We start from the raw sequence: 21,827 nt of genomic DNA on the forward strand, positions 1-21,827 counted from the left end.
ACGCCCCTGCCTGCCATCTTCTCAACGACCTTGCCCCTCCGGCCTGATCCCATAACACACCACATACAGCGCTGGCAGAAAGAACAAGGTCAGCAACGTGGCGACTGCAATGCCGCCGATCATGGCGATGGCCATTGGTCCCCAGAACACTTCCCGGGCAATCGGGATCATGCCCAGGCTTGCTGCGGCGGCGGTCAGCAGGATGGGGCGGCATCGATGCTCGGTGGCTTTGATGACCGATGTCCAAGGGGTTTCGCCTGTGGCCATGAACTCGTCGATCTGGGTCACCAGGATCACCGAGTTGCGGATGATGATGCCGATCAGCGCCAGCACGCCAAGTATTGCCACGAAACCCAATGGGTAGCCCGATATCAGCAGTGCGGCGACGACGCCTATCAGCCCCAGCGGTACCACGCTGACCACCAGCAGCAGCTTTTTCACGCTGTGGAGCTGGATCATCAAAAAGCTTATGACCAATAGCAGCATCAGCGGCACCACTTTCAGAATCGGTCCTTGCGATCGAGCGCTGGCCTCGACGGCACCGCCAGTGGCGACCGCATAACGCAGGGGCAGGCTGGCGCTGAACGCATCGACTTGCGGTTTGAGCTGCTTGACCAGCGCTGCCGGTTGCAGCTTGCCCAGCACGCTGGCTTTTAGCGTGATGGTGGGCAATCGGTCACGACGCCAAACCAGAGGCTGCTCCTGCTCATAGCTGAGGGTGGCGAAAGACAGCAGCGGCACGGTTGCGCCATTGGGTGTAGGAATCTGCAAGCTGCCAAGGGTCTGGATCGAGCTGCGTTCATCGCTTTCGGCGCGTCCGACCAGGTCGATCAGGTAAGTGCTGTCGCGCACCTGGGTGATGGTGGTGCCGCTGACCAAGCTGTTGAGAATCTGCGCCACGTCTTCGGAGGACAGGCCGAACTGACGCACCTTGTCCTGTGCGATATCGATCTTCAGCACTTTGCCCGGTTCGTTCCAGTCGTAGATCACCTGGCCGATGTCGGGATGGGTGTCGAGCAGGGCGGCCAGTGCCATTGCCTGACTGCGCACCTGTTCAATGTCCGGTCCGCTGATGCGGTACTGGATCGGCCAGCCCACGGGCGGCCCCATGTTCAAAGGCTGAACATACCCGCCGACGCCCAGGTAGTCGTCACGAAAGCGCTGACGCAGGCGCTCGATCAGCCGGTCACGCGATTCACCGCCACGGCTGACAATGACCAGTTGACCGTAGAACGGATTGCTCAGTTGCTGATCCAGCGGAAGGTAAAAGCGCACCGCGCCCTTGCCGACGTAGGAGCTCCAGCGCAGCACGTCTGGGTCGTCCTTGAGCGAGGCTTCAAAACGGTCCATCGTCTGACGCGTGCCATCGATGGAGCCGTTTTGCGGCATGTAAATATCCACCAGGACTTCCGGGCGATCCGAGTCCGGAAAGAACTGGTTCTGTAGCAGTTTGCTGGCCAGTAGCGAGCCGATGAAGATCATCGCCGTGACGCCGATCACCCACCAGCGTTGCTCCAGCACGCTGCGCAGGATACGACTGAAGCCGCGCATCCAGCGCCCCGGCGCAGCGTGTGCGGGAGAGGCCTTTAGAAGGTGTACGCCGATCAGCGGCGCAAACAGCACCGCCACCAGCCAGGACAGCACCAGCGCCACGGCAATCACCGCGAACATGGTGAACACGTATTCACCCGCCGAACTGTGGTTTAGACCGATCGGTATAAAACCCGCGACGGTGACCAGCGTGCCGGTCAGCATGGGGAAAGCAGTCGAGGTGTAGGCGAAGGTCGCAGCCTGTTCACGGGTGTCGCCGTGTTCCAGACGGGTCACCATCATCTCCACCGTGATCATCGCGTCATCCACCAACAGGCCGAGGGCGATGATCAGCGCGCCGAGGGATATACGTTGCATGGTGATGCCGCTGTATTCCATGAACACGAACACCAGCGCCAGCACCAGGGGGATCGAGCAGGCGACCACCAGCCCGGCGCGGACGCCCAGGCTGATGAAACTGACCACCAGCACGATCAGGATCGCTTCGAACAGGGCGCGGGTGAAGCCGCCAATGGCTTTCTCCACCACGTCGGCCTGGCTCGAGACGAGGTGTACGTCGATGCCCAAGGGTAATTCGGTGGTCAGGGCTTCAATGCGCTGCTGCAATTGCGTGCCGAAGGCCTGGATATTGCCGCCCTGTTTCATGGCCACCGCAAGACCGATGGCGGGCTGGCCGTTGAAGCGGAACAGGGAAGAGGGTGGGTCGGCGTAACGGCGTTCGATCGTTGCCAGATCACTCAAACGGAAAAAGCGTTCGCCGAAGCGCAGGTTGACCGCCAGCAGGTCCTGTTCGCTGGTGAACTGGCCGCTGGCCCGGACCGCGATACGCTCCGGGCCTGCTTCCATGACGCCTGCGGGCGTGACGGAATTTTGCGCTTGCAGGCTTTGCAGCACCTGGCGCTGGTCGATGCCCAGCGCCGCCAGCTTGCGGATGGAGAAGTTGAGGTAGATGACTTCGCGCTGTGCGCCCAGCAATTCGATCTTGCCCAGGTTGGGCACGCTGCGGATGTCAGCGCGCACTTGTTCGACGTAGTCGCGCAACTGGCGAAAGGATAAGCCGTCTGTGGTGAACGCATAGATGCTGCCGAACACGTCGCCAAACTCGTCGTTGAACGCCGGGCCCTGAATGCCGCTGGGCAGTTCGCCGCGCACGTCACTGATTTTCTTGCGCACCTGATACCAGGCTTCGGGAATGTCGGCGCTACGGGTTTCGCTTTTGAGAAAGACGAACAGCGTCGACTCGCCCGCCAGGGTGTAGCTTTTTACGTAATCCAGGGCGTCGATTTCTTCGAGCTTTTTCTCCAGGCGGTCGGTCACTTGCTGCAAGGTATCGTCCAGGGTTGCACCCGGCCAGCGGGCCTGGATCACCATCGTCTTGATCGCGAACGAGGGGTCTTCCTCACGGCCCAGATTCAGGAATGACCAACTGCCCATCAGCAGTGAAACGAACATCATGTACCAGACCAGCGTGCGATGCTTGAGGCCCCAGGCCGACAGATTGAAGCGCTCCCTCACAAGCCGACCTCTCGTGACATACGGACCTTCTGACCCGGTTGCAGGGTGTTGACGCCTGCGGTAACGACCTTGTCGCCGAGGTGCAATTCGCCGCTGACCTGCACGGTCGAGCTTTTCTGGGCGAGCACCTGAACCGCGCGTGGACTGAGGGTTGAGGTCAGTGGGTCGATCACCCAGACCTGCGCTTGTCCATTGCGCTGTAATACGGCGCTTTGCGGCAGTTGATGCGACACAGGCGCTGCGCCGCTGATTTCGACACTAACGACGGAGCCCAGGCGAAACAGATCCGGCGGGTTTTGCAGGGCCAATCGGACCCGTTGGGTGCGGGTGTTGGCATCGATCTGCGGGGACAGTTGGCGCACCTGCGCCGTGACCGATACCTGCTCGTTGAGGGGGGATGTCACCTTGATTCGCACAGTGTCGGTAAGCGACGCAGCGAGTCCGACCGGCAAATCGACCACGGCCTCACGGCTTTCTGGACGCGCCAGGCTGACCACCGGTTGCCCTGCAGACATCACCTGACCGACTTCGGCGCGCCAGTCTGTGACCAGTCCATCGAACTCGGCGAACAGCCGTGTGTACGACAGGTGATCGCGGGCTTGCTGCAGGGCAATCCCGGCCCGTTGTTGCAAGGCGTCCTGGTTGCGCAGGTCGCTGTTCAACTGGTCGAGCCGCGCTTGCGAGCCGACACCGCGCTCGAACAGTTGCTGATAACGCAGTTGCTCATCACGCACCTGTTGCCAGGACGACTGCGCCTTGCTCAGCTCTGCCTGTCGAGCGCGCAACTGATTGTGTTGCTCGGTGGGTTCCAGCGTGGCCAAAAGCTCACCCTTGCGCACCCGAGTGCCGATCTCGGCCTGGCGGGTGGCAATTCGCCCGGCAACCCGAAACCCCAGCGGTACTTCGTACTGCGGCTGGATGCTCCCGGCGAAGCGGCCATGCAACAGGTCATGCTGCGCGACGATTTCGGCAAATAGCACCGGGCGCTCGACGATTTCGCGAACCGGTTTGTCCCGGCAGCCGGGCAGGGCGATCATCATCAACGCACCGACCAGCCAGAGGCGTCGCGCTGCGATGCCGGGCGCGCTCATGGCTGCGGCTCCACGACGGCAAGTGAGGCAGCGGGTAGCTGTTCAGGCAGCGTGACGACCTCGACGCGTTGCCCTGCGTAGAGAAATTGCAGGCCTTGGGAAACCACCCGATCTCCGCTCGAAAGGCCTTCGGCCACGACGACTTGACCGTGTTCATAGCGCAATACCCGAACCTTTCGCAGCGAGACGTGTGATGTGTCATCCACCCGCCACACTGCCGCCTGGCTTTGGGTACGGGTCAGGGCCGACCAGGGCAGGACAACGGCGCGCTGCGAGCCGTTTTCCACACGCGCGCTGACGACGGTTCCCAGGCCGGGTAGGTCGGGTGCGTTCGCAAGTGCTATACGGACACGTAATGTCCCGCTGGCTTGCGAGACGATGGGTGTGATTTCGCGAATGCGGCCGGTCAGTCTGATGTCTGGCTGGCCAACCGGACTGATCGTCACCTCATCACCAATCCGGTCAGGGCTGAGCAGCGACTCATAGGCCGAAAACACCGCGTCGCGCTCGCCGTCATGCGCCAGGCTGAACACCGGCGCTGCCGCCTGCACCACCTGGCCTTCCTCTGCCTGCCGGGCGGTGATCACACCATCCGCGACGGCAATCAGTTCGGTGTAGCCGACCTGCTCGCGTGCAGTGGCCTGTTGAGCCCTGAACGAGGCCAGGTCGCCGCGTGCGCTGTCCAGATTCGAACGCGCCTGCTGGTATTCGCTCAGGTTGGTGTAGCCCTTGGGCAGCAAACGTTGCTGACGCTGGTAATTCTGTTCGGCAAGGCGCAGCCGGGACTCTCGGACGATGACGTCGGCATTGGCTGATTCAAGGTTCGTGCGCTGCTCGCTCGGGTCCAGTCTGGCCAGCACCTGATGGACGCGTACCCGGTCACCGACGTCGACAAAACGTTTCACCAGTTTGCCCGAGACACGAAACGACTGGTCCGTGACCTTGCGTGCCTGGATGTCGCCGCTCAGTACAACGTCAGTCGCAATGTTCTGCGGTTGAATCACCTGGATTGCGACCCGCACAGGGCGCTTCTCTTCCGGTTTGTCCGCAGAGCAGGCGCCGAGCGTCAGGGTTATCGCGACGGTGCAACCGAGAGACAGCTGCAACCTAAATGGAGGGAGGTGGGTCGGCCGGCTTGTTTTGCAAGCGCGGCCGAGCCGACGCACAAGATCTGCACAGAAAGACATCATCAATGAATAGCCACTGCCCAAAAAAATAAACGGTCATCCGTGAACCATTGCGCCACGGGGAGTGGCGCGGGCGTTTCAGGCCATTGCAGTCACGCTGGGCCATTCCTCGTTACAGGCTTCGGTGCCCAGAAAGGCGAGCACGTTACGTTGGGAGTGGTGCCAGGCCGCTTTGCTTTCCAGGTCCAGAAAGTGACCGGTATCTGGAACTACGTCGAAACTGCTTCGTTTGATGTAGTGGGCGAACGTTCGGGCATCTTCGACCGTGGTGTACTCATCTTTCTCACCATTGACGAAAAGCACCGGGATCTTGATCGATGAAAAACGCTCGACGTAATTGCTGGCGCTGAGTTGACGAATCTGGCCGATATGAAAATCAATCTGACCGTATTCGTGTTCGGCGAGGCTGATCAGGTGCTTGTAGTTGTAGAGTTTGAACAGGCGCGGCAAGTACTTGCCCACGGTGTCGTTGAGCAAGGCGCCGATCTTGCGTTTTTCGCGGGCGGCCAGGTAAACCTGGGCTTTGTCGATGTAGTCGAGCATGGGTTCGTTGAGCACGGGCGAGAACGAACTGATGATCGCCTTTTCAACCGACGCAGGGCACTGTGCAAGCGCCAGCAGGGCCGAAACACCGCCCCAGGACACAGACAGCAGGTAGTTGACCTCGAAACGCTCGATGAGCTGAAGCAGGATGCCGACTTCATCTTCCTTGGTCACAATCATGTCGTCGGCGTTGTGAGCCCGTGACTGACCGGAGAAGGGCAGGTCGAACAAAACAATGTTGTAGTGCGGTTGAAGGTATTTGACGGTTTGCCCGAAAGAGCCAGTAGTCGACAATGCGCCATTGACCAGCAAGATGGTCTTTACATGGCTGCCTTTCCAGTAAGTTTCGGTGTAAACCTTGTAGTTGCCCACGCTTAAAATAGTTGATTGTGCGCCCATAACAGCCTCCCAGCCGATGTCGATCCTACGAAATTAGTGCAGCATTCTCTGCCCCGGCGACCATGCCGAAAGCCTCGCCCTGTTCAGAGCGAAATCCGATGAGTTCTTGTTTTGGGTGCATCTGGACCGTGTATCACGGTGCCTATAGATAACGCAGTGTTGGTATACCGACAAGACACTGACGCCATAAAAGTGTCGATCTGGTCACGTTTTACTATCGACGGCGTGACGCATTTCTTGACAGTTAATTGAGTTAATTCGGAGAAAAACATCTGAACGATGCGCAAACGTTGAATTATTAGAGGGAACTTGCAGAAAGAAAAATGGTCTGCTAACACATTTTCTGAAACATTCAGAAACAAAATAGCGCTTGGCAAGGAGCGTCAGATTAACAACTAAACGCCCGAAAGCCTCGGGCTAGACGCCTTAACCTCGTCAAAAAGCAGGCGTCGCGGGGTATAAGTGGGGCCTTTAGACCAGTGGGCTTACAGCGCGACATTCCAGTTTCAAACTGGCCCCACCGTAGGGGCTGCTGCCGATCTGCAGCGTAAAACCATGCAAGTTGACGATGGCGGCCACTACCGACAGGCCCAGGCCAAAACCGCTGTGCTGGTTTCCGGTCTCGCTGCGATAAAAGCGTTGAAACACCGCTGCGCGCTCGGTGACAGGAATACCGGGTCCTGAGTCCTGAACATCGATGCAGGGGCTTTTACCGTCTTTTCCGGCGTAGGCGTTCACTGCCACGGTGCCGCCTGCGGGCGTGAATTTGATGGCATTGCTGAGCAGGTTGGCCAGTGCTTCGAACAAAAGGGCCCGGTCACCCACGAGGGTAGGCAAAGGGTCGGCCAGGTTCAGCAACAGCGTGATCTGGTCTTCCTCGGCCAGCGGCAGGTAGAAGTCGTGAAGCTCTTGCAAAAGGGGGCGCAGTTCAAGCTCGACGAACGCGGAGCGCCTCTGACGATCTTCCAGCTCGGAGATTCGCAGCAATCCCCGGAAACGGGCCATCAGCGTGTCGGCTTCACCAATCACCTGTGCAATCTGCAGGGCGCAGGGTGAGTCGTATTTGGCTTGCTGCTGAATGCGATAGAGCTGAGCGCGCAACCGTGTGAGCGGGGTGCGCAGGTCGTGAGCGATGTTGTCGCAGACGCCCTTGACCTCGTTCATCAGCTTTTCAATGCGGTCGAGCATGGCGTTGACGATAACCGCCAGCATGTCCAGCTCATCGCGCCTGTTGGACACCGGAAGACGGCCGGCCATGTCGCCGGCGATGATCGATTCTGCGCTGAGCTGGATAGCCCGGATGCGGCGCAGAGGGCGTTGACGTAACAGATGCCAGCCCGCTACGCCGGGAATGATCGTCAGCGAAATGCCCCAGAGCAGCGCATGCAGAATCAATGTACTGACGGCGAACAGCGAGCCGTTTTCCTTTACCAGCACCAGCCAGCGCCCATCAAGGGTCTGGGACGCCACCGCGTCGCAGCTGTCTTTGGGCAGGCCCGGGTCGTCCGAGTCGATACAGTTGCTCAACTCGTGTATCTGGCCATCGATGGGCAGCACTTTAGGCACGTGGGTGATGGGGCCGGCAATATGTCGGAATTGATCATCGAACAGGCCGTAAGCGTCCACGGCGCGCATGTCGAAGGTCATGCTGGTGGCCAGCGCATCGACCAGGGCCTGGCCCTGGAAGCGTGAAAAGAGTTGCTGGCGGTGGATCAGCGAATGGCGGGCGAGGGTGTCGAGGTAACTGGTCACCTCCCAATACAAAACGCCCAGCAAAATGGCGCTCCAAGCCACGAATAACGAGCTGTAGAGCGCCAGGAGTCGGCTGGAGGAAGAACGCCAGCCGTTAGACGGGTTCGGCAATGACATAACCGGAACCTCGCACGGTCTGTATCAGCGGTGCGATGCCGGGTTGGTCAATCTTCTTGCGCAAACGACCGATATGCACATCGATCAGGTTGGTGCCCGGATCGAAGTGATAGCCCCATACTTCCTGAAAAATCATCATGCGCGTGATGATTTGCCCGCTGTTGCGCATCAGGAATTCAAGCAGCTTGAACTCGGTCGGAAGCAACACCAGCGGTTCACCGCCACGGCAGGCTTCCCGCGAAATCAGATCGAGCTCAAGATCGGCCACTTGCAGCACTGTCTTGGCGGCACTGACCGGGTTGCTGCGGCGCAACAGCACTTCGACGCGCGCCGCCATCTCGTCGGACGCGAAAGGTTTGGGCAGGTAGTCATCACCGCCAGCACGCAAGCCCCGAACGCGCTCGTCCACATCGGACAATGCGCTGATCATCAGAATGGGCGTAGAGATCCCCTGCGCGCGCAGCTGGGTGACGATGGTCAGGCCATCGATCTCCGGCAACATGCGGTCAAGGGTGATCAAGTCGTAGTCGCCGCTAACCGCACGTTCCAGCCCGTCACGGCCGTTGTCGACCCAGTCCACTTCCAGTCCGTGGCTGCTGAGTTCCGCGACGATTTCCTTTGCGGTGATGGCATCATCTTCGATTGCCAGAATTCGGGTCATGGTCCCTGCCTGAATGAGTACGTTCAAGAGTCTAGTTTGCCCCTAAATGACCGCAAAGTTTCTGAAAGAAAGTTTAATGACGGGGATCATATTTCTTTCCGGCTCGCTGCATCGGCGTCCTTTAGCTTCTGCTCCTCTGCCAGACGCTTCTCCTCGGCGCGCCGATTCTTGTCCCGCTCCAGCTTGTCGCTGGTGTCCTTTTCACTGCGGATCTGCGCGTGGCTGATCAGCGCGAAAATAAAGCTGCCACCGATGATGTTGCCTGCAAGGGTAGGGCCTGCGAAGGTGAACCAGAAGTCCTTCCAGCCGATTTCTCCTGCAAACACCAGGTACGACACTTCCGCCGAGCCCACCACGATGTGCGTGAAATCGCCCAGCGCCATGAGGTAGGTAATCAGCACGATGATTGCGATCTTGGCATTTTCCATCGACGCGATCATCCAGACCATCGTCGCAATCATCCAGCCTGACACGATCCCTTTGGAAAACATCTGACCGACGTCGTTTTCCATGACCTTGCGGCCGATTTCCAGAAAGGCATGGTCGGTTTTGGCGTCGAAAATGGGCAGGTTGAGCATCACATACGCCACCAGCAGCGTACCCATCAGATTGCCGCCCAGCACCACGCCCCACAGCCGCAGCAGACGCCAGATATTGGCCAGGTTGGGTTTGCTCATGATCGGCAACACCGCCGTGATGGTGTTTTCGGTGAACAGTTGCTGACGAGCCAGAATGACCGCAAGAAAACCTGCGGAATAACCCAGGCTGGTGATCACGTGACTGCCGGGAATACCTTCCAGGTTTGACATGAGCAACCCCATCGCCATGAGCGACAGGCCCATCGTCAAGCCGGCGGCCAGTGCCGACCACCAGAGAGCCGCGACGCTGCGCTCCAGCTCGTGGTCACCCTGCATACGGATGGTTTCATGCAGTACCGCCGCGCGGGGCGGCTGGTTCTCATCGATCTCGCGCTCCTCATCGGCTGACAGGCCGGGGGTCTTGCCGTCTACTTCGTGGTCCATACCGTTTCCTGATGCGTTGCTGGTGCGCTGAAGATGAAGACGCGGTCTGCGCCGGTCCGATGCTTCAGACAGGCGCCGCACGCCGTCGTTCGTTGTGGACCTGTTGCATCGAAGGTTGTGCGCACCAGTTGGCAGAAGGAGCGGCAGACGACCCTGTTTTGCAGCCAAAAACCGGCAGAACGGCTTTAAAGTCTTTTTTGGTAATGTGTATCAGGCGCTAATAAGAATCTGTACTATTCGCGAAAAAATCCTGCCGGTTCCTATGGGTACCGGTTTTTTGCCAAGGGCTGCACATCGATGCGTCGTACCTTTCTGTCTCTTTGCGTCATTCAAGCGATCTCCCCGTCTGCCTGGGCCGATCAGATCACTCCCTCTCCTTCATCAATCGAGTTGCAAAACATCGACATCCAGAGCGCGACGGATATCGAAACCGCACAGGGACCTGTTCAAGGTTATCGGGCAACGCGGTCTGCCAGCGCGACCCGCACCGATACGTCGCTGCATGAGACCCCGCAGTCCATCAGTGTGGTAACCCGTGAAGCCGTTGAGGATATCGGTGCCACGCGCTTGCAGGATGCGTTGGATTACGCAGGGGGCGTCGGGCGGGCCAACAACTTCGGTGGCCAGGGCCTGACCACCTTTACCGTACGTGGCTTCACCACCGGCGAGTTCTATCGCAACGGTTTCCCGATCAATCGCGGTTACCCGAACATGCCGGACGCCAATGTCATTGAGCGTCTGGAGGTGCTGCGCGGCCCTGCCACTACGCTTTACGGGCGCGGCGATCCAGGGGGAACGTTCAACGTGGTGTCCAAGCAGCCGCTGGCCGAGCGCTCCGTCACGCTGGGCAGTCAGCTCAATGATCAGGGTATGAAGCGCGGCACGCTGGATGCGTCCGGTCCGCTGGACGATGAAGGACGGTTTGCCTATCGCCTGAACGTAGTGGGCGAGGGCGGCGATACGTTTCGCGATCACGTCGAAACCGAACGCTACGGTGTGGCGCCGGTCTTGAGCTGGCAGGTCGATGACGCCACGCGCATCACGTTCGAAGGCGATTTCATGCGCAACAACGCGCCGCTGGACCGCGGCCTGACACGTTATCCCGCGCAGACTCGCACGGCTTCCCGTGACACGTTCTTCGGTGAGAAAGATGCGGGCAAACTGCACAACGACAACAACATGGCGCAGATCCGCTTCGACCACGACCTGAATGCCGACTGGAAACTGGGCGGCGGCATCCAGATGCTCGACGGCTCGCTCAAAGGCGACGCCATTGAAGCCAACGGCCTGGCAGCCGACGGGCGCACGCTGGGGCGCAACTTCAACTACCGCAAACTGGAATGGACTGATCGTGACGTGCAGTTGAACGTCACCGGGCATTTCGCCACGGGAACGTTCGACCACACATTGCTGGCGGGTGTGGAGTACGAAGACTACGACTACAAGTCCATCATCCGACGCTCCAGCGGTGCGGTGAATGCCTACACCATCGATATTTTCGATCCGGTTTACGGAAAGGCCCGTCCGGCGCTGACCCGCACCACCACCAACGACAAGGAAAACCTCAAGACCTACGCGGCCTTTGTGCAGGATCAGGTGGCCCTGACCGAGCGCATGAAGCTGCTGGCAGGCGTGCGTTTCGAGCGTTTTGAACACGACTACGACACGTTCGGCGTCGGCGTGCCGTTCACCAATAGCGACAACGCCGTGACCCCGCGTCTCGGCCTGACCTATGACCTGACCGACACCGTGGCGGTTTACGCCAACACGGCGCGCTCTTTCAAACCCAATACGGGCGCGAGCCGTCTGGGCGGAGGCTTCAAGGCGGAGGAGGGTAAATCCTACGAGGTGGGCGTCAAGTGGGAAGCGCTGGACCGTCAGTTGAGTGTCGATGCCGCGCTGTATCAGATCGAGAAGCAGAACGTGCTGACCACCGACCCGGTCGATTCCACCTTCAGTGTGGCGGCGGGTGAAGTGCGCAGTCGAGGCCTGGACCTGAACGTGGTCGGCAACCTGACGCCGGAATGGCGCGTGATGGGCAGTTATGCCTATGTCGATGCCGAAGTCACCAAAGACAACACCCTGCGCTCGGGCACCCGCCTGCTGAACATCCCGGAGCAGACCTTCAGCCTGTTGAACGTCTATGAATTCCAGGAGGGTGCGCTACGCGGCCTGGGTCTGGGCGCTGGCGGGCGTTATGTCGATCAGCGTGCCGGGCAGACCGCCAATACCGCGTTCTCGATGGACAGCTATACCGTGTTCGATCTGCTGGCCTTTTATAAGGTCAACGAGCATGTGAAGCTCAACCTGGATGTGAAGAACCTCTTCAACACCGAGTATGAAGAAGGCGCCTTCGGCAACGTGTATGCCTACCCAGGCGCCCCGCGCACGGTGCAGGTCGGGATTGCCTACACCCTTTAAGCGTTAAACGACCGCGATCAGGCGAACACCCTGATCGGCAACCCCGCATGCCAGGCCTGGATGTTTTCGATCATCAGGCTGTAGAAGGTCTGGTAGTTGTTGTCGGTGACATAGCCGATATGCGGGGTCGCCAGCACGTTGTCCAGCGTGCGGAACGGGTGATTTTCCGGGAGCGGTTCGACGTCGAACACGTCCAGCGCGGCACCGGCGATCCGGCGTTGTTGCAGGGTTTCGATCAGCGCAGCTTCGTCGATGATCGGCCCGCGAGACGTGTTGACGATGAACGCGCCAGGCTTCATCCAGCCTAGCGCTTGGGTATCCACCAGCCCACGGCTACGGTCGCTGAGCACCAGATGCACCGACAGCACATCGGCCTGCTCGAACAATGCCTGCTTGCTGACATAGGTCACGCCACATTCGGCGGCGGCCTCGGGCGTCAGGTTCTGGCTCCAGGCGATCACCTTCATGCCGAACGCCTGACCGTAGCGCGCAATCCACTTGCCGATACTGCCCAATCCCAGGATCCCCAGCGTCTTGCCGTGCAAGTCGCCACCCAGCCCGACCTGCCAATGACCGGCGCGCAGCGAATTGGCTTCGGCCACCAGATTGCGTGTGATGCCCATGATCAGCGCCCAGGTCAGCTCCGGCGCTGCATGCTTGTAGCTGTCGGTACCGCACACTGTGATGTTCAGCCGCTTGGCAGCCGCCACGTCGATGGCGGCATTGCGCATGCCGCCGGTGGTAAGCAGCTTGAGGCGTGGCAGCTGGCTGAGCAGGGCATCGTCGAACAGCGTCCGCTCGCGCATCACGCAGATGATGTCGAAGTCTTTCAGGCGCTGGACCATAGTGGCGGTCTCGGCAGGGAAATCATGCAGGAAGCTGACGTCGCCAATCGCGCCGAGTGGCGACCAGTCCACCACATCGCTGGCCACGTTCTGCCAGTCATCAAGCACTGCAATGGTCAATCGGGTCATGAGTAGTGGTCTCCTTGGGCAGGTTCGGAGAAAGCGGCTAGTCGAACAGGCTGGCCGCGATGTTGATCGAGAACCCCAGAATAGCCGTGTTGAACACGAAGCAGATCAGCGACTGGGCCAGCACGATCCGGCGCATCTGACGGGTTGCCACGCCGACATCGGAGGTCTGCACCGCAACGCTCAAGGTGAACGAGAAATACAGAAAGTCCCAGTAATCGGGGTGCTTTTCCCCGCCAGCGAATGAAAGGGCCGGCTCTTTACTGGTCGACGTATAGAACAGGCGGGCGTAATGCAGGCTGAACACGACGCCGATCAGCAGCCACGAACCAATCACGGTGACGCCGGTGAACGCGTGGTGCAGTAATTGAGCATGCGGCGAAAGGCCTTTGGTGCCAGCAATTTCAACGATGATGGCGGCCAGGCTGGCCAGTGCAGCGATGGACACGGTCACCAGAATCGCGCCGGCATTCTCGTCTTCCATCATGGCGATGCGCTGCACATCGCTCGCATCGCTGCGCAGAGTGCGGATAAAGATGAGGATCAGGTAGAGCCAGACGCCCAGGTCCCAGCCAATGAGCAGATTCTGGGTGATTCTGGCGTCGGGAAGCACCCAGGCGGACGCAATACCACAGGTCAGGCCCACGAGGGCGGCGATGGTCAAGCGGGGGCGGGTATGAACGAGATGGCGCATGCGGGCTAGTCGTTACTGATTGTTGCAAGACAGTATCACGAGGCAGCGCGAAGCGAGAAAAAACGGCGCGCAAGGGGGTTGCGCGCCGTGTGCCAACACTGTGGCGAGTGTTTGAAACAGGTGAAAGCGGTTCAGCGCACCAGGCAGGGCTGCTTGTTGTTGAATGTCCAGTCCGGGATCAGAAACTGCATGGCCACGGCATCGTTACGTGCGCCCAGCCCCATGCCTTTATAGAGCTCGTGTGCCTTGGCCAACTGATCCATGTCCAGCTCAACGCCCAGGCCGGCCTTTTTCGGCACCTCGACCTTGCCGCCAACGATCTGCAAAGGTGCCTTGGTCAGGCGCTGGCCGTCCTGCCAGATCCAGTGGGTGTCGATGGCGGTGATGTTGCCCGGCGCAGCGGCGGCCACGTGGGTGAACATCGCCAGCGAGATGTCGAAGTGGTTGTTGGAATGCGAGCCCCAGGTCAGCCCCCACTCGTTGCACATCTGCGCGACACGCACCGAGCCTTGCATGGTCCAGAAGTGCGGGTCGGCCAGCGGGATGTCCACCGATTGCAACTGAATGGCGTGACCCATCTCGCGCCAGTCGGTGGCGATCATGTTGGTGGCCGTCTTCAGGCCCGTGGCGCGGCGAAACTCGGCCATCACTTCGCGACCGGAGAAGCCGTTTTCCGCGCCGCACGGGTCTTCGGCGTACGCCAATACATGATGCTGATCGCGGCACAGGCGGATGGCTTCTTTGAGCGACCACGCGCCGTTGGGATCCAGGGTAATGCGCGCGTCGGGGAAGCGTTCGGCCAGCGCCGTGACCGCCTCGATTTCTTCGTCGCCACGCAGCACGCCGCCCTTGAGCTTGAAGTCCTGAAAGCCATAACGCTGATGCGCCGCTTCAGCCAGGCGTACTACCGCCTCAGGCGTCAGAGCGACCTCATGGCGCAGACGGAACCAGTCGTTGTCGGCGTCCGCTTCGCTGCGATAGGCCAGATCGGTCTTGTTCTGATCGCCGACGTAGAACAGATAACCCAGCATCTCTACTTGGTCGCGCTGCTGGCCTTCCCCCAACAAGGCGGCGACGGGCACGTCCAGATGCTGGCCAAGCAGGTCGAGCAGGGCGGCTTCCAGCGCGGTGACCGCGTGAATGGTGATGCGCAGGTCGAAGGTCTGCTGGCCGCGACCGCCCGAGTCGCGTTCGGCGAAGGCCTTGCGCACGTCATTGAGGATCTTCTGGTACGTGCCGATGCTGCTGCCGACCACCAGCGAGCGTGCGTCTTCCAGTGTCTGGCGAATCAGGTCACCGCCCGGCACTTCGCCAACGCCGGTATGTCCAGCGTTGTCCTTGAGGATCACGATATTGCGGGTGAAGTAAGGACCGTGCGCGCCGCTGAGGTTGAGCAGCATGTCGTCGTGGCCCGCTACCGGCACAACCTGCATCTCGGTGATGACAGGGGCCTTGGCAGTGATGTTGGAATGCTGAGCGTTCATGGTGAAATCCTTAGCGAAATTGTTGTTGGAATGAGCGTCAGTGAGTGGCAGGCGTTTGCACGGCAGCGACCGGTGTCGAGCCGGGCTTTGGCGTGTTGCGGGCGGCGAACACGATGACTGCGGCGATCAGCGAGGTGGCGGTCAACCCATAAAGTCCGCCCTGGATCGAGCCCGTATGCTCTTCCAGCAGGCCGAAGGTGGTCGGCGCCACGAAGCCGCCAAGATTGCCCACCGAGTTGATCAGCGCGATCACCGCAGCGGCAATGCGAGCGTCCAGGTACGCCTGGGGAATCGGCCAGAACAATGACGAAGCCGATTTGAAGCCCAGCGCCGCGAAGCAAATGGCAACGAAGGCAAAGATAGGGCTGCCGGTGGTGGACATGAACATCCCCGCAGCGGCGATCAACAGCGCAGCGGCAACCCAGGCCTGCTGGCGCTTCCACTTGGCCGACAGGGTGGCGAAGGCGTACATGCCGATGATCGATAGCAGCCAGGGGATGGAGTTGAACATGCCGACTTCGAAATCGGTCAGGCTGCCCATCTTTCTGATGATGCTCGGCAGCCAGAAGGTCGCCGCGTAGATGGTCAATTGAATAAAGAAGTAGATCACGCAGAACAGAATGATCTGACCGTCCTTGAGCAGCTTGCCGATGGACGCCTTGACCGGCGTGGCGGCTTCGCGAGCGGCCTGTTCGGCGTCGATGGCATTGACCAGTGCGTCCTGTTCCTCGCGGGTCAGCCACTTGGCATCGTGCGGTTTGGAGTCCAGCCAGAACCAGACGAAGAAGCACAGGCCCACCGAGAACAGGCCTTCGATGAAGTACATCCACTGCCAGCCTTTCATGCCGAAGCCGGTGATCTGCAACAGCAGGCCGGACAGCGGGCCGGAAATCAGCGACGCGATGGCCGAGCCGCTGAGAAAGATGGCAATCGCCTTGCCACGCTCGACGCCAGGCAGCCAGCGGGTGAAGTAGTAGATCACGCCAGGAAAGAAACCGGCCTCGGCCACACCCAACAGAAAACGCAGGATGTAGAAGTGGGTTTCGTTCTGAATGAAGGCCATGCAGGAGGCGACCAGGCCCCAGGTGAGCATGATTCGCGTCAGCCAGATACGTGCGCCGACTTTCTGTAACAGGATATTGGAAGGGACCTCGAACAACGCATAGCCGATGAAGAACAGCCCGGCACCCAGGCCATAGGCCGCAGCACCGATGCCCAGATCGTGCTCCATATGCGAACGCACGAAGCCGATGTTTACCCGGTCGATGTAGTTGACGATGAACATGATGACGAAAAGCGGCAGGACATGACGTTTGACTTTCGAGACGGCTGAACTCAGGACCGAATCTGCGCCGTTGGCCATCCCGGAATTGGATGTGCTCACAGTTGAATCTCCCACTCGTTGTTTTTATGCGGGTCTGTGCGAGGTGTGTCCCTCGCATTGTCGGTCATCATACAAGTAAGGCGAGCGTGCGCAAGCCCCTTGAGAGGGGCTATCGTCATAAATTTTCGCGGCTGGCGACGAAAGGTTTAAGCGTTGGGTTCAGGGCTTGATCAGCCTGTAAATCACTTTATCGCTTGTATTCAAGGATTTAAGCCTGACTGGTGGCGCTGGGTAAGGCGGGCGTGCGCTATTTTTTTGGTCTGGCCGCAAGAGAACAAGCACAACAAAAAAAGGGTGTAAGTTTTGACAGCTACAGGCGACTTGTAATACAAGTCAGACAAGTTCCAGTGGCGTTAAAACGCAGGCCCCAGCGCCTCGGTCAGCCCGGCCGTTGCGTTGCGGGTTCGCTAAAGGCCCCACAATCAGACAAGCGCCAGATACGTTCAGGACAACCCTCATGCAAGAACCTTCAAGCACCGCGCCCAAACGCCGTCAGCACAGTCTGGCCACCGATCTGGTCACGGAATTGAGCCAGCGCATCCTGCTCGGGAAGATCGCGCCGGGTGAAAAGCTGCCGTCGGAAAATCAGATTGTCCGGGAGCACGGTGTCAGTCGCACGGTGGTGCGCGAGGCGATTTCCAAGTTGCAGGCATCGGGGCTGGTGGTGACCCATCACGGCATCGGCACCTTCGTGCTGGAGCGTGGCGACCAGACCGGGCTGCGCCTGAAAGTCGAAACGGTGTCCAGGGTGCGGGACATCATAGAACTGCGCATCGGTCTGGAAACCCAGGCCGTGGCGCTGGCGGCGGTACGACGCACCGACGAGCAACTGGCTGCCATGCGCCAGGCACTGGACGATTATCAGGACCTGCTGGCCAGCGAAGACAGCTGTGTAGAGGCTGACAAACGCTTCCACATGCTGATTGCCGAAGCCACCGGTAACCCGTATTTCATGGAGATCATGCAGCACTTGGGCAGCGCGATCATTCCGCGCAGCCGCATCGCCTCAAGCGAGCGGGCCGGAAACACGCTGGCGCATCAAGGCTATCTGGCCAATCTGGAACACGAAGCACTGCTCAGCGCCATCCGCCGCAAAGACCCCGACGCGGCGAGGGCGGCGATGTGGACACACCTGAGCAACAGCCGGGAGCGTCTGGTGCCGCTGGAAGAGTCTTAATTCGCTACGTTGAGCACACCCAGCATCAATTGCATTTGCCAATCGAAGTAGGGGTTGAAGGTCAGTCGCGAGTGAATCTTGCCCGGCTCCCGGTATCCCCAGTCTGAATACCACACCGTTTCACCCGCCGTGCACGTGGCGGTGTCCTCATCGGTCTGGCCGTTCCAGCAGATCCGTTGCGTGCCATTGATGCCGTACAGGGGGTTGTCCGGTGAGAACACCAGGCCCATGTGCGAGAAACGGCTGATGCGGTAGTCCGGCAGGTAATCGGTGCGCACTTCAACCCTCGGCGTGCGCGCAGCCTGGGCGGGCAGGTCGCCGTACCAGACCAGGCGACTGTCAGGATGGCTGAAACGCTCATTGAAGGTGTCCAGCACGTAGGCGGTGTCCAGCACCGAGTCGTGTTGGGCAATGGCAATGAACACCGGTTTATCGTAACGGCGCTTGAGCAGGCGATTCTGGGCCAGGGCGCTGCTGCGGTAGAACTGGGCAAAACCGTTGGTGGGCACATTCATGTAGCGCAGCGGCGTTTGCATCGGGCGCAGACTGTCCTTGGGGGACGCCAGCAGCCACGGTTTTGCCCAACCGATCCAGGGCGTCAGCCAGGCATAACTGCTGTCCGAGCGAAAAGCGGGAGAGAACAGTAGCAGGCCGGCGACCTCGTCATGGTCATAGGCGTAGTCCAGTACGAGATTGGCCCCGGTCGAAAAACCACCCAGATACACCTTGGGTACGTCCTTTTCGAGCAGGCGAGCCTGCTCGCGTACCACCTGTTGCCACTGCTCAAGTGTGACCTTGAGCATGTCTTCAGGCCGGGTGCCGTGGCCGGGCAGCAGCACGGTGCGCACCAGATAACCCTGATCGGCCAGCCGTTGGCCGATGTCGTGAAACGACCAGGGCGAGTCACCCAGCCCGTGAACCAGCAACACGCCACCCTTCACGTCGCCGCTTGGTGTCCACTGTTGCGGCGCATTCCAGTTCAATTCGGCTTCATGGTCGGCGGTCTGGAAGGCACGCTGCGAACGGATCAGCTCACGCGTCTGCTCGCGGTAATCCTCGAAACCTCGGGTGGGGTCTTCACTCTCGGCCATTGAGGTACACGCCGAAAGCGTGAGCAGGGACAGCAGGCTGGCGAGTCGGGATCTGATCAAGTTCTGAAAGCCTTGGGTTTGGCGAGTCTGGATTGGGTCATGCAAATTACAGGGCTAAGGCAGCAAGCTGAAACTGTCCAATTTTAGGGAGGCAGTCCAGAGCGTGGGAACGATCACAAACCGTGGGAGACTGCTGGCTGCAAGGGCACTATGCCATGCGCATCGCGCTCACCGGCCGTTTCAGGCACACTCCCTGCCTCAATAACTTCAACAAAATGTATCCGCATGTCTACTCACTCCAAGCCCCTCGTGGCACCGGGAGTTCTTCATGTTTGCGCTTGATCGGGACCTGGCTCAGGACATCGTCGACCGCGCCATGGCGATTCTGCCCTATAACGTCAATGTCATGGACTATCTGGGCATCATCATCGGCAGTGGCGACCCCGAGCGTCTATGTACTCGGCACGAAGGCGCGCAGCGAGTGCTGGCCAACGGTCGAGTGGTGGAAATCGATTCCCAGGCCGCGCTGCAATTGGGCGGCGTGAAACCTGGGGTCAATCTGCCACTGATGCTCGATCACAAGCTGGTCGGGGTGCTGGGCATCACCGGCGAGCCGGACGAGGTCCGGGTCTATGGCGAACTGGTCAAGATGACCGCTGAAATGCTCATGGAGCATCGCCGCCAACAGGTGGATCGCCAATGGCGGCAGCAGCGCAGTGAGGACCTATTGGCGCGCCTGTTGCTGCAGGACTGTCCTGAAAGCCTTGTGGATGAAGCCCGGCAGTTGGGGCTGCAACCGCAGTTGCCACGGCAGGCCGTACTGATCCAGCTTGAGGGGCAGAGTTCGATGGCCAGTCAGGTTGCCGGGTGGCTGGGTTCACGCTATGCCGACAGCTGGTTCGTACTGCGTGAGCCGACGTTGCTCTGCTGGTGCCGGGCGACCGGCAAGGACCGGGATGACGCGGCCTTGCTCAAGCAGTTCGACGAGCATCGTTGGCCGGTCGTGCGCATGGCGGTGGTCGAGCCTTCGGCGGACCTGCCGCAACTGCGCCAAGCCTGCGCGGCTGCCCGGGACCTGCTGGATTACGCCATTCAGGCTCGCCCCACCCACAGGCTGCTGCCTCTGGCGGACCATCGCCTGCCGGTGCTGTTCTGGCGCCATCGCCATGACTGGCTGGCCGCCGACATCGCCGAGCCCGTCGGCCGTTTGCACCACCAGGGCCAGTTGTTCGAAACCCTGTGCGCCTGGTTCGATTGCAGTGGTGAGAGCCAGGCCTGTGCCGATGCGCTGGGTATTCATCGCAACAGTCTTCGCTACCGGCTGGACAGGATTGCTGAATTGACCGGTTGGAATCCCTACAAGACCGAGGACCTGTTTCGTTTGTATGTGGGTGTCCAGATCAACCCGCGCCAGCGCTGAGCACCGGTTTTGTTCACATGCCCGACAAGTGCAGAGAATCATTGTGCGCCGGGCAGACGGCAGCGCGGGGCAGGGGTGAGAACATCCCGTCACGGACCTGGAGAACAAACAATGAAAATAGTCATCGCCCCCGACTCGTTCAAAGACAGCCTGAGCGCTCAAGCCGTGGCCATTGCCATTGCCAGCGGGCTGGCTGAGGTCTGGCCCGACGCCGAACTGATCCAATGCCCGATGGCAGACGGCGGTGAGGGCACCATCGAAGCACTGTTGGATGCCTGCAACGGCCAACTGATGAGCGCGCAGGTCAGCGGCCCGCTCGGTGACATCGTCCAGGCGCAGTGGGGCTGGCTGGCGCAAAGCCGTACGGCGATCATCGAGATGGCCACGGCCAGCGGCCTGCAACTGCTTTCCCTCTCACAGCGCGATGCCTGCCGCACCAGCACCGAAGGTACAGGGCAACTGATGGCGGCAGCGCTGGACGCCGGTGCGCAGCGGGTCATTCTGGCCATCGGCGGCAGCGCCACCAACGATGGCGGCAGTGGCATGCTTTCGGCATTGGGTGCGCGCTTTCTGGGCGTTGACGATCAGCCCTTGCCGCGTGGCGGTCTGGCGCTGGCCGATCTGGCGCGCATCGACCTGAGGGCTCTGGACCCACGGCTGGCGTCCGTGGGGGTCGAGATCGCCGCCGATGTCGACAACCCGCTGTGCGGCCCGAATGGCGCCTCTCATGTGTTTGGCCCGCAGAAGGGCGCGTCACCCGAACAGGTGCAGGCACTTGATGCCGCGCTGGCGCATTTTGCCGATCACTCGGCTCAAGTGCTGGGGCACGATAGGCGCGACAGCCCCGGCAGCGGCGCAGCGGGTGGGATGGGGTTCGCGGCCAAGGCCTACCTGAATGCCTCGTTTCGCGCGGGTGTTGAAGTGGTTGCAGACCTGACAGGCCTCGCGCAGGCGCTGGTCGGTGCCGATCTGGTCATCACGGGCGAGGGCCGTTTCGATGCCCAGACGCTGCGTGGCAAGACGCCGCTGGGCGTTGCACGGATGGCCCAACGTCAGGGCGTACCGGTCATCGTTCTGGCTGGCACGCTTGGCGAGGGCTACGAGCAGCTTTATCAGCACGGCATCAGCGCCGCTTTCGCCTTGACCGGAGGCCCGATGAGCCTTGAACAAGCCTGCCGCGAAGCGCCGCGCCTGTTGCATGACCGTGCGCGGGACGTGGCGCGGATCTGGCAGTTGGCGGCCTCGACGAAAGCACCTGTCAGCACGTCGTGATGATTCGATTGTAGGGGTGGACGTGTCCGCGAAAGGGCCTCCACGCCCGACAACGATTCAGTGGCTCGCGGCCAA

At 60.4% G+C, this 21,827-nt stretch carries 16 protein-coding genes; 4 read left to right on the plus strand and 12 right to left on the minus strand.

Annotation, left to right across the window (positions count from 1 at the left end):
* Positions 1 to 21 precede the first annotated feature (21 nt).
* From ALP40_RS13015 to ALP40_RS13045, 7 genes are all read right to left on the minus strand, one after another.
* The gene (locus ALP40_RS13015; protein WP_122208668.1) at positions 22 to 3,066 is read right to left on the minus strand and encodes an efflux RND transporter permease subunit; all 3,045 of its coding nucleotides are present in this window, start codon (positions 3,064 to 3,066) and stop codon (positions 22 to 24) included.
* A complete protein-coding gene (locus ALP40_RS13020; RefSeq protein ID WP_122208669.1) occupies positions 3,063 to 4,157 on the minus strand; it encodes an efflux RND transporter periplasmic adaptor subunit in 1,095 nt (364 codons plus the stop codon). Before ALP40_RS13020 ends, ALP40_RS13015 begins: the two co-directional genes overlap by 4 nt.
* Positions 4,154 to 5,347, minus strand: coding sequence for an efflux RND transporter periplasmic adaptor subunit (locus tag ALP40_RS13025; protein WP_122208670.1), 1,194 nt, complete (start codon positions 5,345 to 5,347; stop codon positions 4,154 to 4,156). Before ALP40_RS13025 ends, ALP40_RS13020 begins: the two co-directional genes overlap by 4 nt.
* A 75-nt stretch (positions 5,348 to 5,422) precedes the next feature.
* Positions 5,423 to 6,286: an alpha/beta fold hydrolase gene (locus tag ALP40_RS13030; RefSeq protein WP_122208671.1), complete on the minus strand. Its 864-nt coding sequence runs from the start codon at positions 6,284 to 6,286 to the stop codon at positions 5,423 to 5,425.
* Between the two features lie 471 nt (positions 6,287 to 6,757).
* On the minus strand, positions 6,758 to 8,155 hold the full coding sequence (locus ALP40_RS13035; protein WP_122208672.1) for a HAMP domain-containing sensor histidine kinase: 1,398 nt from the start codon (positions 8,153 to 8,155) through the stop codon (positions 6,758 to 6,760).
* A complete protein-coding gene (locus tag ALP40_RS13040; protein ID WP_122208673.1) occupies positions 8,133 to 8,816 on the minus strand; it encodes a response regulator transcription factor in 684 nt (227 codons plus the stop codon). The genes ALP40_RS13035 and ALP40_RS13040 overlap by 23 nt, the downstream gene beginning before the upstream one ends.
* 86 nt (positions 8,817 to 8,902) lie before the next feature.
* Positions 8,903 to 9,838 carry a formate/nitrite transporter family protein gene (locus tag ALP40_RS13045; protein ID WP_122208674.1) on the minus strand — a complete coding sequence of 312 codons (936 nt, stop codon included), beginning with the start codon at positions 9,836 to 9,838 and terminating at the stop codon, positions 8,903 to 8,905.
* 297 nt (positions 9,839 to 10,135) lie between these two features.
* Here ALP40_RS13045 and ALP40_RS13050 point away from each other — a divergent pair, with 297 nt between their 5' ends.
* Positions 10,136 to 12,259, plus strand: coding sequence for a TonB-dependent siderophore receptor (locus ALP40_RS13050; protein ID WP_122208675.1), 2,124 nt, complete (start codon positions 10,136 to 10,138; stop codon positions 12,257 to 12,259).
* 17 nt (positions 12,260 to 12,276) lie between these two features.
* On the opposite strand, the gene ALP40_RS13055 is transcribed toward ALP40_RS13050, so the two are convergent.
* The 4 genes from ALP40_RS13055 to ALP40_RS13070 form a co-directional block, all read right to left on the minus strand.
* A complete protein-coding gene (locus tag ALP40_RS13055; RefSeq protein ID WP_122208676.1) occupies positions 12,277 to 13,233 on the minus strand; it encodes a D-2-hydroxyacid dehydrogenase family protein in 957 nt (318 codons plus the stop codon).
* A 37-nt stretch (positions 13,234 to 13,270) separates the two neighbouring features.
* Positions 13,271 to 13,924 carry a DUF1345 domain-containing protein gene (locus tag ALP40_RS13060; RefSeq protein ID WP_122208677.1) on the minus strand — a complete coding sequence of 218 codons (654 nt, stop codon included), beginning with the start codon at positions 13,922 to 13,924 and terminating at the stop codon, positions 13,271 to 13,273.
* A 131-nt stretch (positions 13,925 to 14,055) separates the two neighbouring features.
* The gene (gudD, locus tag ALP40_RS13065; RefSeq protein ID WP_122208678.1) at positions 14,056 to 15,408 is read right to left on the minus strand and encodes a glucarate dehydratase; all 1,353 of its coding nucleotides are present in this window, start codon (positions 15,406 to 15,408) and stop codon (positions 14,056 to 14,058) included.
* A gap of 37 nt (positions 15,409 to 15,445) precedes the next feature.
* On the minus strand, positions 15,446 to 16,771 hold the full coding sequence (locus ALP40_RS13070; protein WP_122208679.1) for an MFS transporter: 1,326 nt from the start codon (positions 16,769 to 16,771) through the stop codon (positions 15,446 to 15,448).
* Between the two features lie 478 nt (positions 16,772 to 17,249).
* Between ALP40_RS13070 and ALP40_RS13075 the strand changes: the two genes are divergently transcribed.
* Positions 17,250 to 17,969, plus strand: a complete 720-nt coding sequence (locus ALP40_RS13075; protein WP_122208680.1) for a FadR/GntR family transcriptional regulator — start codon at positions 17,250 to 17,252, stop codon at positions 17,967 to 17,969.
* Here ALP40_RS13075 and ALP40_RS13080 read toward each other — a convergent pair.
* Positions 17,966 to 19,120 carry a carboxylesterase gene (locus tag ALP40_RS13080; RefSeq protein ID WP_122208681.1) on the minus strand — a complete coding sequence of 385 codons (1,155 nt, stop codon included), beginning with the start codon at positions 19,118 to 19,120 and terminating at the stop codon, positions 17,966 to 17,968. The two genes, ALP40_RS13075 and ALP40_RS13080, sit on opposite strands and share 4 nt — an antisense overlap.
* 268 nt (positions 19,121 to 19,388) lie before the next feature.
* Between ALP40_RS13080 and ALP40_RS13085 the strand changes: the two genes are divergently transcribed.
* Entirely contained in the window at positions 19,389 to 20,480 is a 1,092-nt protein-coding gene (locus tag ALP40_RS13085; RefSeq protein ID WP_122208682.1) for a sugar diacid recognition domain-containing protein, read from the plus strand.
* A gap of 111 nt (positions 20,481 to 20,591) precedes the next feature.
* Positions 20,592 to 21,752, plus strand: coding sequence for a glycerate kinase (locus tag ALP40_RS13090; protein WP_122208683.1), 1,161 nt, complete (start codon positions 20,592 to 20,594; stop codon positions 21,750 to 21,752).
* The last annotated feature ends 75 nt before the right edge of the window (positions 21,753 to 21,827 follow it).

Origin of the sequence: Pseudomonas viridiflava (assembly GCF_003702045.1) — a bacterium.
Classification (GTDB): Bacteria; Pseudomonadota; Gammaproteobacteria; order Pseudomonadales; family Pseudomonadaceae; genus Aquipseudomonas; species Aquipseudomonas viridiflava_C.